We start from the raw sequence: 14,659 nt of genomic DNA on the forward strand, positions 1-14,659 counted from the left end.
GTAAACCATGCGAGTGTTGAAGTTCGGCGGTACATCAGTGGCAAATGCAGAGCGCTTTCTGCGGGTTGCCGATATTCTGGAAAGCAATGCCAGACAGGGGCAGGTCGCGACCGTGCTCTCTGCCCCCGCAAAAATTACCAACCATCTGGTGGCGATGATTGAGAAGACCATCGGTGGTCAGGATGCTTTAGCCAATATCAGCGACGCCGAACGTATTTTCTCTGAGCTGTTGGTGGGTTTGGCCGCTGCTCAGCCGGGTTTTCCGCTGGCCCCGCTCAAAGCCTTTGTTGAACAAGAGTTTGCCCAGATTAAACACGTCCTGCATGGCATCAGCCTGTTGGGACAGTGCCCGGACAGCATCAATGCCGCGCTTATCTGCCGTGGCGAAAAAATGTCGATCGCCATCATGGCAGGCCTGCTGGAAGCGCGTGGGCACAACGTGACGGTCATCGATCCGGTGGAGAAATTGCTGGCAGTCGGCCATTACCTCGAATCTACCGTTGATATCGCCGAATCTACGCGCCGCATTGCCGCCAGCCGTATTCCTGCGGACCACATGATTTTGATGGCCGGATTTACCGCCGGGAATGAGAAAGGTGAGTTAGTGGTGCTGGGGCGTAATGGCTCCGACTACTCTGCCGCCGTACTGGCCGCCTGTTTGCGCGCGGATTGTTGTGAGATCTGGACCGATGTTGACGGCGTATATACTTGCGATCCGCGTCAGGTACCCGACGCCCGACTGCTGAAGTCGATGTCTTATCAGGAAGCGATGGAGCTTTCTTACTTCGGCGCCAAAGTGCTGCACCCGCGCACCATTACCCCTATTGCCCAGTTCCAGATCCCTTGCCTGATTAAAAATACCGGCAATCCACAAGCGCCTGGCACGTTGATTGGCGCCAGCAGTGATGACGACGATTTGCCGGTAAAAGGTATTTCTAATCTCAATAACATGGCGATGTTTAGCGTTTCTGGCCCAGGAATGAAAGGCATGGTGGGTATGGCGGCACGTGTTTTTGCCGCAATGTCGCGTGCGGGCATTTCGGTAGTGCTGATCACCCAATCCTCTTCCGAATACAGCATCAGCTTCTGCGTCCCGCAGGGCGACTGCGCGCGTGCGCAACGCGCCATGCAGGATGAATTCTACCTCGAACTGAAAGAAGGCCTGCTGGAGCCGCTGGCGGTGACTGAGCGTCTGGCTATCATCTCTGTTGTTGGCGATGGTATGCGTACTCTGCGTGGCATTTCGGCGAAATTCTTTGCCGCATTGGCTCGCGCGAACATCAATATCGTGGCGATCGCCCAGGGGTCGTCTGAGCGTTCTATTTCGGTGGTGGTGAACAACGACGACGCGACCACCGGCGTTCGCGTGACCCATCAAATGCTGTTCAACACCGACCAGGTGATTGAAGTGTTTGTGATTGGCGTAGGCGGCGTGGGCGGTGCGCTACTGGAGCAGCTTAAACGTCAGCAAACCTGGCTCAAAAAGAAGCATATCGATCTTCGCGTGTGCGGCGTGGCGAATTCGAAGGCTCTGCTGACCAACGTCCATGGACTGAATCTGGAGAACTGGCAGTCGGAGCTGGAAAGCGCGAAAGAGCCATTCAACCTTGGGCGCTTAATTCGCCTGGTGAAAGAATATCATCTGCTTAATCCGGTGATTGTCGACTGTACGTCAAGCCAGGCGGTGGCGGATCAGTATGCTGATTTCCTGCGCGAAGGCTTCCATGTGGTTACGCCGAACAAAAAGGCCAACACCTCGTCGATGGATTACTACCATCAGCTGCGTTTTGCCGCCGCGAAGTCCCGGCGTAAATTCCTCTACGACACCAACGTGGGCGCAGGCTTGCCGGTAATTGAGAATCTGCAAAACCTGCTCAGCGCAGGTGATGAATTGCAGCGTTTCTCCGGTATTCTTTCCGGCTCGCTGTCGTTTATTTTCGGCAAGCTGGATGAAGGCATGAGCTTCTCGCAAGCCACCACCATGGCGCGTGAGATGGGCTATACCGAGCCCGATCCGCGTGACGATCTTTCCGGCATGGATGTGGCACGTAAGCTGTTGATCCTCGCCCGTGAGACCGGTCGTGAGCTGGAGCTTTCAGACGTGGTCATTGAGCCAGTTCTGCCAAACGAGTTTGATGATTCTGGTGATGTATCCGCGTTTATGGCGAAATTGCCACAGTTGGATGACGTGTTTGCCGCGCGCGTGGCGAAAGCCCGTGATGAGGGAAAAGTATTGCGTTATGTTGGCAATATCGAAGAGGACGGCGTTTGTCGCGTGAAAATTGATGCAGTAGACGGCAACGATCCGCTGTTTAAAGTGAAAAACGGTGAGAACGCGCTGGCATTCTATAGCCACTACTATCAGCCGTTACCGTTGGTTCTGCGCGGATATGGCGCGGGTAACGACGTGACGGCAGCGGGCGTCTTTGCCGACCTGCTACGCACCCTTTCATGGAAGTTAGGAGTCTGACATGGTGAGAGTTTATGCCCCGGCTTCCAGTGCCAATATGAGCGTCGGGTTTGATGTGCTTGGTGCGGCGGTAACTCCGGTGGACGGTTCGCTGTTGGGCGATGTGGTGTCTGTTGAGGCGGCTGATCAGTTCAGCCTGAACAACCTTGGGCGCTTTGCCAACAAGCTGCCGTCAGAGCCGCGCGAAAATATTGTCTATCAGTGTTGGGAGCGATTCTGCCAGGAGCTGGGTAAAACGGTTCCGGTGGCGATGACGCTGGAAAAAAATATGCCGATTGGCTCCGGGTTAGGCTCCAGCGCCTGTTCCGTCGTGGCGGCGTTAGTCGCTATGAACGAACTCTGCGGTAAGCCGCTCAACGATACGCGCCTGTTGGCGATAATGGGCGAGCTGGAAGGGCGTATCTCCGGCAGTATTCATTACGATAACGTTGCCCCGTGCTTTTTGGGCGGCATGCAGTTAATGATTGAAGAAAACGGCATTATTAGCCAGCAGGTGCCAGGCTTTGATGAGTGGCTATGGGTACTGGCGTATCCGGGGATTAAAGTGTCGACGGCAGAAGCGCGGGCGATTCTACCTGCGCAGTATCGCCGTCAGGACTGTATCGCCCACGGGCGACATCTGGCTGGATTTATCCATGCCTGCTATTCCCGTCAGCCTGGGCTTGCCGCGAAGCTGATGAAGGACGTCATTGCTGAGCCGTATCGTACCCGCTTGCTGCCAGGCTTTAGTCAGGCGCGTCAGGCGGTAACAGAAATTGGCGCGCTGGCCAGCGGGATCTCCGGGTCAGGGCCGACGCTGTTCGCCTTGTGCGATAAGCCGGATACGGCGCAGCGCGTAGCAGATTGGCTGAGTAAAAATTACCTGCAAAATCAGGAAGGCTTTGTTCATATTTGCCGGCTGGACACGGCGGGCGCACGGGTACTGGGATAATCAATGAAACTGTATAATCTGAAAGATCATAACGAGCAGGTCAGCTTTGCGCAGGCCGTCACGCAAGGGCTTGGCAAGAATCAGGGATTGTTTTTTCCGCACGATCTACCGGAATTCAATCTGACAGAAGTGGATGAGATGCTGAACCAGGACTTCGTTAGCCGCAGCGCGAAGATCCTGTCCGCATTTATTGGTGATGAGATCCCTCAGGAAATTCTGGAAAAACGCGTGCGTGCTGCATTTGCTTTTCCGGCACCGGTTGCTCAGGTTGCCGCAGATGTCGGCTGTCTGGAACTGTTCCACGGCCCTACGCTTGCATTTAAAGACTTTGGCGGGCGCTTTATGGCGCAAATGCTGACGCACATCAGCGGCGACAAGCCGGTAACCATTCTGACGGCGACCTCAGGTGATACCGGCGCGGCGGTTGCACATGCCTTTTATGGCCTGAAAAATGTGCGCGTGGTGATCCTCTACCCGAACGGCAAGATCAGCCCATTACAGGAAAAACTGTTCTGTACGCTGGGCGGTAACATTGAAACTGTAGCGATTGATGGCGATTTTGATGCCTGCCAGGCGCTGGTGAAACAGGCGTTTGATGACGAAGAGCTGAAGGTGGCTCTGGGACTGAACTCGGCTAATTCAATTAACATCAGCCGTTTGCTGGCGCAAATCTGTTACTACTTTGAGGCTGTGGCTCAGCTACCGCAAGAGGCGCGGAATCAGCTGGTGATTTCTGTTCCCAGCGGTAACTTTGGCGATCTGACCGCCGGGCTGCTGGCGAAATCACTGGGCTTGCCGGTGAAGCGTTTTATCGCGGCGACTAACGTTAACGATACGGTTCCGCGTTTCCTTGCTGAAGGTGAGTGGGCGCCGAAAGCGACTCAGGCGACGTTATCGAATGCAATGGATGTCAGCCAGCCGAACAACTGGCCGCGCGTGGAAGAACTGTTCCGCCGTAAAATCTGGCGTCTGAATGAGCTGGGTTATGCCGCCGTTGATGATGCCACGACTCAGGACACCATGCGTGAGTTACATGAGATAGGCTACACCTCAGAACCGCATGCGGCGGTGGCTTACCGTGCGCTGCGTGACCAACTGAACCCTGGCGAGTACGGCCTGTTCCTTGGTACTGCGCATCCGGCGAAGTTTAAAGAAAGCGTTGAAGAGATTCTTGATCTGACGCTGGCGTTGCCAAAAGAGCTGGCGGAACGCGCGGACTTGCCGCTGCTTTCTCATCACCTGCCTGCTGATTTTGCGCAACTGCGTAAGCTGATGATGACCCGCGGGTAATGGTTGTGCCCGCTGGCGCTTTGCTTAGCGGGCCTACAAAACCTGTAGGCCGGATAAGGCGTTAGCCGTCATCCGGCATGTAAATTATTGCTCGCGGCGTTTAAACACCAGTTCGCCGTTTCCTGACGCTTCTTCATCAAAGAAATAGCCTTCGCTGTTAAATGCGGTCAGCTGTTCCGGCTGCGTTAAGCGGTTCTCAATGATGTAGCGGCTCATCAGGCCGCGCGCTTTCTTGGCATAAAAGCTGATGACTTTGAACTTGCCGTTTTTCTCGTCGAGGAAGACTGGTTTAATCAGCTCGGCATTGAGCTTTTTCGGCTTCACGGATTTAAAATACTCATCCGAAGCGAGGTTAATCACCACGCTGTCGCCTTGTGCTTCAAGTGCTTCATTAAGTTTATCGGTGATGATATCTCCCCAGAACTGGTAGAGATCTTTACCCTTCGCATTGGCCAAACGAATGCCCATCTCCAGACGATAAGGCTGCATCAAATCCAGTGGACGTAGAACGCCGTACAGTCCGGACAACATCCTTAAATGCTGCTGAGCGAAGTCGAAATCCGCCTCGCTGAAGGTTTCAGCCTGCAGCCCGGTATACACGTCGCCCTTAAATGCCAGAATGGCCTGGCGCGCATTGTCCGGCGTGAAGTCAGGCTGCCAGTCATGGAAACGCGTGGCATTCAAATCCGCCAGTTTGTCGCTAATTCCCATCAGCTTGCCAATCTGCGGCGCAGAGAGCTGGCGCGCCACATGGATAAGCTGCTGAGAGTGATCCAGCAGTTCGGGTAGCGTATGGCGTGTTGTTGCCAGCGGACTTTGGTAGTCGAGCGTTTTTGCAGGTGAAATCAGAATCAGCATATCCAGTCCTTGCAGGAAATTTACTGCGACTTTAGCAAAAAAAACGACAGATTTGATCGATGGTTGTGATTGCCGCGCTATCCGCGCGGCGTTTCATCCCAGCTTTCGGGGGCAAGCTGTTGTCTGATATCAGGATAACGGTGCGGATCGAATTCCGGGCGCACCCCGAGTTTACGCTGGCGCAGATAATCGCTGGCGATGGTATGGACAACCGGAGAAAGCAGCAGAATCGCTGTCAGGTTAGTAATGGCCATACAAGCCATAATGATATCGGCCAACTGCCAGACCAGCGGGAAGCTGACAAACGTTCCGCCGATAATGGTGCTAATGGTAGCGATTCGCAATAGCCAGATGATGCGCATATTGTCCAGTTTCAGAAAGACGAGATTGTTCTCCGCATAGATGTAGTTGGCGACGATCGAGCTAAAGGCAAACAGAATCACAATAAAAGCCACGAATCCGGCTCCCCATTCTCCCGTCAGCGTTACCATTGCTTTTTGAAGTAACTGGATGCCTTCCATTGGCACATAGCTGGTACCATTGCCTGCCAACAGAATAATCATCGCGCTAGCCGTACAGACCACGAGAGTGTCGCCTAATACCCCAATCATTTGCACAATGCCTTGTGCCGCAGGATGCGGTGGCCAGGAGGCGGCCGATGCGGCTGCATTCGGCGTAGATCCCATTCCGGCTTCGTTAGAAAACATGCCGCGCTGAAAACCGTTGGCAATAGCCTGGCTTAGCGTATATCCGGCCGCACCCGCTGCTGCTTCCTGCCAGCCAAAGGCGCTTTTTATAATGGTGACGATAATGTCGGGAAGATGCCCGATATGCCACAGACAGATGATGATGCTACTTCCAACCCACAGCAGTGCCATCATCGGAACGAACCATTGCATCAGGCGTGCGACGCCTTTAATACCGCCGACGATGACCAGTAATGACACTATTGCCAGTGCGATACCGGAGAAGAGGGGAGGGATGTCAAAAGCAAAGGTCAACGCACGAGAGACCGAGTTCGCCTGAACGCTGTTAAAAATCAGTCCATAGGCAATCAGTAAAAAGATGGCAAAAAGGACGCCCATCCAGCGCATGCCCAGACCACGTGCCATATACCACGCAGGGCCACCGCGGAACTGTCCTTTGCTATCGCGTTCTTTATACAGTTGGGCAAGTGAGCACTCGGCGAATGACGTTGCCATACCAATGACCGCTGAGACCCACATCCAGAAAATGGCTCCAGGGCCGCCAGCGGCGATCGCCAACGCTACGCCGGCCAGGTTCCCGCTACCGATACGCGCGGCAAGGCTGGTGCACAGAGCCTGAAAGGAAGTTAAACCGCCCGGCTGCGGGCTAATGCTGTTTTTAAGACTTGTGCCAAACTGGCGAATGTAGCGGAACTGCACGAACCCTGTACGCCAGGTGAACCAACATCCTGCGCCAAGCAGGAGGTAGATCATCACCGATCCCCAGAGTATTTCATTAATAAATGAGAAAAAATCAGGCATTAACATCCCTCTTGTTGATGCCGGTAAGCGCGAAGATTTCCGTGTAAGCGCTACCAATAATCGACCAGTATATACCTTGTCATGAGAGTGATTGCGGGAGTTTATCATAACAATCGTTATATCCCGCAATTGCGCATCACAGGCTTTGAGATGCGTAATCAGGGCTGAGCAGCGGGTCGGACAATCCAGGCGGTTGCGCTGAGAGTGCGTCGTGCTATCATCAGGGAAGATCGGTTACATCCCCCTAACAAGCTGTTTAAAGAGAATCGCTATCATGACGGACAAATTGACCTCCCTTCGTCAGTTCACCACAGTAGTGGCCGACACCGGAGACATCGCGGCAATGAAGCTGTATCAGCCTCAGGATGCCACAACTAACCCTTCTCTCATTCTTAACGCAGCGCAGATCCCAGAATACCGCAAGCTGATTGATGACGCTGTAGCCTGGGCTAAGCAGCAGAGCAACGACCGCGCACAGCAGATCGTCGACGCGACCGACAAACTGGCAGTAAATATCGGTCTGGAGATCCTGAAACTGGTCCCGGGTCGTATCTCTACTGAAGTTGACGCTCGTCTGTCTTACGACACCGACGCGTCCATCGCGAAAGCAAAACGTCTGATCAAGATGTACAACGACGCTGGCATCAGCAACGATCGCATTCTGATTAAACTGGCTTCAACCTGGCAGGGCATCCGTGCCGCTGAGCAGCTGGAAAAAGAAGGCATCAACTGTAACCTGACTCTGCTGTTCTCCTTCGCGCAGGCACGTGCATGTGCAGAAGCTGGCGTATACCTGATTTCTCCGTTCGTTGGTCGTATTCTTGACTGGTACAAAGCCAACACCGACAAGAAAGAGTATGCACCGGCAGAAGATCCGGGTGTGGTTTCCGTAACGGAAATCTACGAGTACTACAAACAGCACGGTTACGAAACCGTGGTGATGGGTGCGAGCTTCCGTAACATCGGCGAAATCATTGAGCTGGCAGGCTGCGATCGTCTGACGATTGCTCCGGCACTGCTGAAAGAGCTGGCGGAAAGCGAAGGCGCTATCGAACGTAAACTGTCCTTCTCCGGCGAAGTGAAAGCGCGTCCTGCACGCATCACCGAAGCTGAGTTCCTGTGGCAGCACAACCAGGATCCGATGGCTGTAGATAAACTGGCGGACGGTATCCGTAAGTTTGCTGTAGACCAGGGTAAACTGGAAAAAATGATCGGCGATCTGCTGTAATCATTAACGCGTGGCCCTGATATGGGTCACGCTACCTCTTCTGAAACCTGTCTGTCCTTCCTTTCGCAGTGTATCATTCTGTTTAACGAGACTGTTTAAACGGAATAATCATGAATACTTTACGCATTGGCCTGGTTTCCATTTCTGACCGTGCTTCCAGCGGCGTTTACCAGGATAAAGGTATCCCGGCCCTTGAAGAGTGGCTGGCATCTGCCCTTACCACCCCTTTTGAGCTGCAAACGCGACTGATCCCGGATGAACAGGCGATCATCGAACAGACCTTATGCGAGCTGGTGGATGAAATGAGCTGTCATCTGGTGCTGACTACTGGCGGAACGGGTCCGGCACGTCGCGACGTGACCCCCGATGCTACGCTTGCCGTCGCTGACCGCCAGATGCCAGGCTTTGGCGAACAGATGCGCCAGATAAGTCTGCACTTTGTGCCAACGGCTATTCTCTCCCGCCAGGTTGGTGTTATTCGCAAACAGGCGTTGATCCTGAATCTGCCTGGGCAGCCGAAATCGATCAAAGAAACGCTGGAAGGCGTGAAAGATGCCGACGGTAAGGTTATCGTACCGGGTATTTTTGCAAGTGTACCGTATTGTATACAGTTGCTGGATGGGCCGTATGTGGAAACCGCACCGGCTGTTGTAGCATCTTTTCGTCCTAAAAGCGCAATTCGCGATACAAACGCCTGAAAGTAGCCCGATCGTGACATAAGTGCCAATCATAGTGGAGTATTGAATTGTTTACGATATAGTAATTTTTGCTTTACATGTATCGACAGACAGATTCAATAACTCCACTGACTGATGGTTTGCTATGTCACAACACACTCGACCGCTTAATCGCCAGGATTATAAAACTCTTACGCTTGCTGCCCTCGGCGGTGCGCTTGAGTTTTATGATTTCATTATCTTCGTCTTCTTTGCCGCTGTTGTTGGTGAACTGTTCTTTCCGGCAGACATTCCTGAGTGGCTACGTCAGGTGCAAACCTTCGGCATTTTTGCCGCCGGATATCTGGCGCGTCCGCTGGGTGGCATCATCATGGCGCACTTTGGCGATCTGGTCGGGCGTAAGAAAATGTTCACCCTGAGCATTTTGCTGATGGCGATACCGACGCTGGCGATTGGTCTTTTGCCTACCTACGCCTCAATGGGGATCCTCGCACCGCTGCTGTTACTGCTGATGCGCATTTTGCAAGGCGCTGCCATCGGCGGAGAAGTGCCGGGCGCGTGGGTGTTCGTGGCGGAGCACGTACCGGAGCGCCGCATCGGCATTGCCTGTGGCACGCTGACCGCCGGGCTGACTGTGGGGATTTTGTTGGGATCGGTGGTTGCTACGCTGGTGAATACCAACCTGACGCAACAGGCGGTGCATGACTACGGCTGGCGTATCCCGTTCCTGCTGGGGGGCGTTTTTGGGCTGGTGGCGATGTACCTGCGTCGCTGGTTGCAGGAAACGCCCATCTTCCTCGAAATGCAGCAGCGTAAAGCACTTGCGCAAGAGCTACCGGTGAAGTCGGTGGTGAGTAAGCATAAAAAAGCGGTGGTTATTTCAATGCTGCTGACCTGGCTGTTATCGGCCGGGATTGTGGTGGTGATCCTGATGTCACCAGTCTGGCTGCAGAAGCAGTATGGCTTTGCACCCGCGCTAACGTTACAGGCCAACAGTGTCGCTACCATTATGCTGTGCGTCGGCTGTCTGCTGGCCGGATTTATTGTCGACCGGGTCGGCGCCAGCAAAACCTTTATTGTCGGCAGCCTGCTGCTGGCCTGTTCGAGCTGGTTTTTCTATCACCTGACCGGCAGCCATCCTCAGCACTTGTTCCTGTTATACGGGCTGGTGGGATTATGCGTTGGCGTGGTCGGCGCAGTGCCTTATGTCATGGTGCGGGCGTTTCCGGCGGAAGTCCGTTTTACCGGCATTTCCTTTTCCTATAACGTCTCATATGCCATTTTTGGTGGTCTGACGCCAATCGCCGTGACGATGTTAATGAGCGTGTCGCCAATGGCTCCGGCCTGGTATGTGCTGGCGTTATCGCTGGTGGGGTTAGGTCTGGGGATTTGGCTGCGACAGGATATTTATCATCGCGATACGAGCGTACAGGGAGAGTTACAGCGTTTGTAAGGAATATCCCCCCTTCAGGGGGGATATTGTCAGATTAGTGCGCTTCACCAATCGGCAGGATGGTACGGCCAAACTGTTCGTTCAGCACTTCACCCATCGCCAGGTAAATGGCGCTTGCACCACACACTAAGCCAACCCAACCCGCTACGTGAATGATTGCTTCGTTACCTGCAATGTTGCCAACGGCCAGCAGGGCGAACAGCACTGTCAGGCTCAGGAACACGAACTGCAGCATGCGCGCGGCTTTCAGCGTACCGAAGAACATGAACAGAGTGAACACGCCCCACAGACCCAGGTAAGCGCCCAGGAACTGACCATTGGTTGCATCCGCAAGGCCCATTTTCGGCATCAGCAGAATCGCAACCAGCGTCAGCCAGAACGAACCGTAGGAGGTAAAGGCGGTTAAACCGAAGGTGTTGCCTTTTTTATATTCCAGAAGACCGGCAAAAATTTGCGCGATACCGCCGTAGAAAATGCCCATCGCCAGAATAATAACGTCTAAAGCGAAGAAACCCGCGTTATGCAGGTTAAGCAGAATGGTGGTCATGCCAAAGCCCATCAGGCCCAGCGGTGCCGGATTAGCCAACTTAGTGTTGCCCATAATTCCTCAAAATCATCATTGATTGAATGGTGAAATAGTTTCCCCAAATAACGATCACTGTCTTCGGGGCGCGGCATAATAATCAGGGGAGAGGGCACTGTCTATGATCTAACGAAGGGAAAACGAATTATTTTCCCTGTGATGGGCATCACGCTTGTGCGTGGTTGAACATTCTGCGCAGGCAGGCAATGTGGAGTACAGCTGGGATCGTCACCCGATAAGCGCTGCCGCTCACCGCTTTAACCCCGTTTAAAGCCGCACCTACCGGGCCGCCAAGTCCGGCTCCGCGCAGTAATCCGTGCCCGATTACGCTGACGGCGGCGTGGGTTCGCAGAATTTTGGTTAACTGGCCGGAGAGCAGGTGAGAGACGCCTTTTGCCAGGTGACGATCCTTCAATAATAACGGTAGCAGTTCTTCCAGTTCAGAAACTTTTGCATCGACAGCCTGCAGAAATTCCTGCTTTTGTCCGGCATCCATTTTTTGCCAGGCGTTGCGTAAAAAGTGCTCCAGCAGAGACTGTTCAATTTCGAACGTGGACATCTCTTTATCAGCTTTAATCTTCAGACGCTTCGAAACGTCCAGCAAAATCGCCCGATACAGTTTTCCATGTCCACGGAGTTTATTGGCAATGCTGTCGCCCCCATAATGCTGCAGTTCGCCAGCAATCAGTTGCCAGTTGCGGCGGTGCTGTTCCGGATGTCCTTCCATCGATTTAAATAAATCGTTGTGGTTGAGAACGCTCGACAGACGGGCTTTCCCCTTTTCATTATGTGTAAGCAGGCGGGTAATATTGGCGAGCTGCTCCTCACTGCAATGCTGAAGAAAATCGAGATCGTCGTCATTCAAATAGGTGACATTCATGTTTCTATGGCTTTTGAATAAAAGTATGGGGAATTAGTCGTCGCCGATGATTTTCAGCGTCGCCATATCAGAAGAGTTCACCGTATGGCCGGAGAAGGTAATTTTTTTCACGCAGCGCTTATTGTCGTTGTCGCTATTGATGTTGATCCAATTGGTCGTTTGCCCTTCTTTGATGGAGGAAGGCACGTTCAGACTCTGGCTGGACATGCGGGCAGCTTTGAAATAAACCGATGCACCACTGAGCTGTAAATCACCATGATCGGCCGTAAGTTGAATGCGTTTCACCACGCGGCAAACAGGAAGTTTCAGCGTTAGATCGTTGGTTTCATTACGAGGCATGGCGATCACGCCGAGGACTTTATGATCGTTAGCGTGTGCGGCGCTGCTCAGCAGCAGGCCCATAAGCAGGCTGGCGGAAAGGGTTAATACGGATTTCATGGAATTTCTCTTTGACGGCTGTAAAAGTGTGTCGTTTCAGACCATCTTACCGCTGTCAGAATCATGATTCATGCTTGTAATCTTTTCTTTTTATTACAATTTTTATGTGAATGGCTGTGCTGAATTTATCTGTTTTATGAATTAATTTTGATTTGAGACTATTCATTTTTTAATCTTTTAGCCTTTTTTCTGCGATTTTATTGCCACAAGGCTAAAAAAAATTTTCATGCCCCCCTTGATGACGTGGGTTACGACCCCATCTTGTAAGCAACCGCAGTGGTGAGTCTGAAAAAAAACGATTCAGGGTAGTTGAAACCGCACGTTTCGCCCTTATTACAGATTCACAACCACATGATGACCGAATTTTTAGTGGAGACGTTTAGATGGGTAAAATTATTGGTATCGACCTGGGTACTACCAACTCTTGTGTAGCGATTATGGATGGCACTACTGCACGTGTGCTGGAGAACGCCGAGGGCGATCGCACCACGCCTTCTATCATTGCTTATACCCAGGATGGTGAAACTCTGGTTGGTCAGCCGGCTAAACGTCAGGCAGTGACAAACCCGCAAAACACCCTGTTTGCGATTAAACGCCTGATTGGCCGCCGCTTCCAGGACGAAGAAGTACAGCGTGATGAAGCCATCATGCCGTACAAAATCATCGGTGCTGACAACGGTGATGCATGGATTGACGTAAAAGGTCAGAAACTGGCACCGCCGCAGATTTCTGCTGAAGTGCTGAAAAAAATGAAGAAAACGGCTGAAGATTACCTGGGTGAGCCGGTAACTGAAGCAGTTATCACCGTACCTGCATACTTTAACGATGCTCAGCGTCAGGCAACTAAAGACGCCGGTCGTATCGCAGGTCTGGAAGTAAAACGTATCATCAACGAACCAACCGCAGCTGCGTTGGCTTACGGTCTGGATAAAGAAGTCGGCAACCGTACTATCGCGGTATATGACCTTGGTGGTGGTACTTTCGATATCTCTATTATCGAAATCGACGAAGTTGACGGCGAAAAAACCTTCGAAGTTCTGGCAACCAACGGTGATACCCACCTGGGTGGTGAAGACTTCGACAGCCGTATGATCAACTACCTGGTTGATGAGTTTAAGAAAGATCAGGGTATCGACCTGCGTAATGACCCGCTGGCGATGCAGCGTCTGAAAGAAGCCGCTGAGAAAGCGAAGATCGAGCTGTCTTCCGCTCAGCAGACCGACGTGAACCTGCCGTACATCACTGCAGACGCGACCGGTCCGAAACACATGAACATCAAAGTGACCCGTGCGAAACTGGAAAGCCTGGTTGAAGACCTGGTTAACCGTTCTATCGAGCCGCTGAAAGTTGCTCTGCAGGATGCTGGCCTGTCCGTATCTGATATCAACGACGTTATCCTCGTTGGTGGTCAGACGCGTATGCCGATGGTGCAGAAGAAAGTTGCTGAGTTCTTCGGTAAAGAACCGCGTAAAGACGTTAACCCGGACGAAGCCGTAGCAATCGGTGCTGCTGTTCAGGGTGGTGTATTGACCGGTGATGTTAAAGACGTGCTGCTGCTGGACGTTACCCCGCTGTCTCTGGGTATCGAAACCATGGGTGGCGTAATGACTCCGCTGATCGCGAAAAACACCACTATCCCGACCAAGCACAGCCAGGTGTTCTCTACCGCTGAAGACAACCAGTCTGCGGTAACCATCCACGTGCTGCAGGGTGAACGTAAACGCGCTGCTGATAACAAAGATCTGGGTCAGTTTAACCTGGATGGCATCAGCCCGGCTCCGCGCGGTATGCCGCAGATCGAAGTTACTTTTGACATCGATGCCGACGGTATCCTGCACGTTTCCGCGAAAGACAAAAACAGCGGTAAAGAGCAGAAGATCACCATCAAGGCTTCTTCTGGTCTGAACGAAGAAGAAATTCAGAAAATGGTTCGCGAAGCAGAAGCGAACGCAGAATCTGACCGTAAGTTTGAAGAGCTGGTTCAGACCCGTAACCAGGGTGACCATCTGCTGCACAGCACTCGCAAGCAGGTTGAAGAAGCAGGCGACAAACTGCCGGCTGACGACAAAACTGCCATCGAGTCTGCACTGACCGCGCTGGAAACTTCTCTGAAAGGTGAAGACAAAGCGGATATCGAAGCGAAAATGCAGGCGCTGGCACAGGTTTCCCAGAAACTGATGGAAATCGCTCAGCAGCAGCACGCACAGCAACAGGCTGGTGCAGCAGGCGCTGATGCTTCTGCAAATAACGCGAAAGATGACGACGTTGTCGACGCCGAGTTTGAAGAAGTGAAAGACAAAAAATAATCGCCCTTTGAACGGGTAATTACTGGCACGGGCGAAG

12 protein-coding genes are annotated in these 14,659 nt (G+C 52.7%); 7 read left to right on the forward strand and 5 right to left on the reverse strand.

The features are described from left to right. Positions 1-7: 7 nt before the first annotated feature. From thrA to thrC, 3 genes are read left to right on the forward strand one after another with little or no spacing between them, the layout of a single operon-like run. Positions 8-2,470: a bifunctional aspartate kinase/homoserine dehydrogenase I gene (gene thrA / locus OGV57_RS12905; protein ID WP_003837305.1), complete on the forward strand. Its 2,463-nt coding sequence runs from the start codon at positions 8-10 to the stop codon at positions 2,468-2,470. Position 2,471: 1 nt separating this feature from the next. Continuing rightward, positions 2,472-3,401, forward strand: coding sequence for a homoserine kinase (gene thrB / locus OGV57_RS12910; protein ID WP_054528038.1), 930 nt, complete (start codon positions 2,472-2,474; stop codon positions 3,399-3,401). 3 nt (positions 3,402-3,404) lie between these two features. Beyond that, entirely contained in the window at positions 3,405-4,691 is a 1,287-nt protein-coding gene (gene thrC / locus OGV57_RS12915) for a threonine synthase (protein ID WP_016149524.1), read from the forward strand. A gap of 84 nt (positions 4,692-4,775) precedes the next feature. On the opposite strand, the gene yaaA is transcribed toward thrC, so the two are convergent. Beyond that, positions 4,776-5,549 (reverse strand): peroxide stress protein YaaA, encoded by a 774-nt coding sequence (gene yaaA / locus OGV57_RS12920; protein WP_054528039.1) that lies wholly within the window; start codon positions 5,547-5,549, stop codon positions 4,776-4,778. A 77-nt stretch (positions 5,550-5,626) separates the two neighbouring features. Next, complete coding sequence (locus OGV57_RS12925; RefSeq protein ID WP_054528040.1) at positions 5,627-7,057, reverse strand: alanine/glycine:cation symporter family protein; 1,431 nt, start codon at positions 7,055-7,057, stop codon at positions 5,627-5,629. A gap of 274 nt (positions 7,058-7,331) precedes the next feature. Between OGV57_RS12925 and tal the strand changes: the two genes are divergently transcribed. The 3 genes from tal to OGV57_RS12940 all read left to right on the forward strand — a co-directional run bounded on the left by tal (position 7,332) and on the right by OGV57_RS12940 (position 10,415). Beyond that, positions 7,332-8,285: a transaldolase gene (gene tal / locus OGV57_RS12930; RefSeq protein ID WP_003018974.1), complete on the forward strand. Its 954-nt coding sequence runs from the start codon at positions 7,332-7,334 to the stop codon at positions 8,283-8,285. Positions 8,286-8,395: 110 nt separating this feature from the next. After that, positions 8,396-8,983 carry a molybdopterin adenylyltransferase gene (mog, locus tag OGV57_RS12935; protein WP_003018973.1) on the forward strand — a complete coding sequence of 196 codons (588 nt, stop codon included), beginning with the start codon at positions 8,396-8,398 and terminating at the stop codon, positions 8,981-8,983. Between the two features lie 124 nt (positions 8,984-9,107). After that, positions 9,108-10,415 carry an MFS transporter gene (locus OGV57_RS12940; protein WP_003837314.1) on the forward strand — a complete coding sequence of 436 codons (1,308 nt, stop codon included), beginning with the start codon at positions 9,108-9,110 and terminating at the stop codon, positions 10,413-10,415. A gap of 34 nt (positions 10,416-10,449) precedes the next feature. Here the strand turns inward: OGV57_RS12940 and satP are convergent, their stop codons facing one another. The 3 genes from satP to OGV57_RS12955 form a co-directional block, all read right to left on the reverse strand. Beyond that, complete coding sequence (gene satP, locus OGV57_RS12945; RefSeq protein WP_003018969.1) at positions 10,450-11,016, reverse strand: acetate uptake transporter; 567 nt, start codon at positions 11,014-11,016, stop codon at positions 10,450-10,452. A 148-nt stretch (positions 11,017-11,164) separates the two neighbouring features. After that, positions 11,165-11,878 carry an acidic protein MsyB gene (msyB, locus tag OGV57_RS12950; protein ID WP_003837316.1) on the reverse strand — a complete coding sequence of 238 codons (714 nt, stop codon included), beginning with the start codon at positions 11,876-11,878 and terminating at the stop codon, positions 11,165-11,167. 33 nt (positions 11,879-11,911) lie between these two features. Then, positions 11,912-12,316 (reverse strand): DUF2541 family protein, encoded by a 405-nt coding sequence (locus tag OGV57_RS12955; protein WP_003018965.1) that lies wholly within the window; start codon positions 12,314-12,316, stop codon positions 11,912-11,914. A 383-nt stretch (positions 12,317-12,699) separates the two neighbouring features. Here OGV57_RS12955 and dnaK point away from each other — a divergent pair, with 383 nt between their 5' ends. Continuing rightward, entirely contained in the window at positions 12,700-14,622 is a 1,923-nt protein-coding gene (dnaK, locus tag OGV57_RS12960; protein ID WP_003018959.1) for a molecular chaperone DnaK, read from the forward strand. Positions 14,623-14,659: the final 37 nt, after the last annotated feature.

Source organism: Citrobacter sp. Cf087, assembly GCF_030334285.1.
Lineage (GTDB): Bacteria > Pseudomonadota > Gammaproteobacteria > Enterobacterales > Enterobacteriaceae > Citrobacter > Citrobacter freundii.

What these genes read in the sequence shown, in the direction of transcription:
- thrC (WP_016149524.1), top strand. Translation starts at nt 3,405, where the DNA reads ATGAAACTGTATAATCTGAAAGATCATAACGAGCAGGTCAGCTTTGCG.
- msyB (WP_003837316.1), bottom strand. Translation starts at nt 11,878, where the DNA reads ATGAATGTCACCTATTTGAATGACGACGATCTCGATTTTCTTCAGCAT.
- satP (WP_003018969.1), bottom strand. Translation starts at nt 11,016, where the DNA reads ATGGGCAACACTAAGTTGGCTAATCCGGCACCGCTGGGCCTGATGGGC.
- mog (WP_003018973.1), top strand. Translation starts at nt 8,396, where the DNA reads ATGAATACTTTACGCATTGGCCTGGTTTCCATTTCTGACCGTGCTTCC.
- tal (WP_003018974.1), top strand. Translation starts at nt 7,332, where the DNA reads ATGACGGACAAATTGACCTCCCTTCGTCAGTTCACCACAGTAGTGGCC.
- OGV57_RS12925 (WP_054528040.1), bottom strand. Translation starts at nt 7,057, where the DNA reads ATGCCTGATTTTTTCTCATTTATTAATGAAATACTCTGGGGATCGGTG.
- OGV57_RS12940 (WP_003837314.1), top strand. Translation starts at nt 9,108, where the DNA reads ATGTCACAACACACTCGACCGCTTAATCGCCAGGATTATAAAACTCTT.
- dnaK (WP_003018959.1), top strand. Translation starts at nt 12,700, where the DNA reads ATGGGTAAAATTATTGGTATCGACCTGGGTACTACCAACTCTTGTGTA.
- thrB (WP_054528038.1), top strand. Translation starts at nt 2,472, where the DNA reads ATGGTGAGAGTTTATGCCCCGGCTTCCAGTGCCAATATGAGCGTCGGG.
- OGV57_RS12955 (WP_003018965.1), bottom strand. Translation starts at nt 12,316, where the DNA reads ATGAAATCCGTATTAACCCTTTCCGCCAGCCTGCTTATGGGCCTGCTG.
- yaaA (WP_054528039.1), bottom strand. Translation starts at nt 5,549, where the DNA reads ATGCTGATTCTGATTTCACCTGCAAAAACGCTCGACTACCAAAGTCCG.
- thrA (WP_003837305.1), top strand. Translation starts at nt 8, where the DNA reads ATGCGAGTGTTGAAGTTCGGCGGTACATCAGTGGCAAATGCAGAGCGC.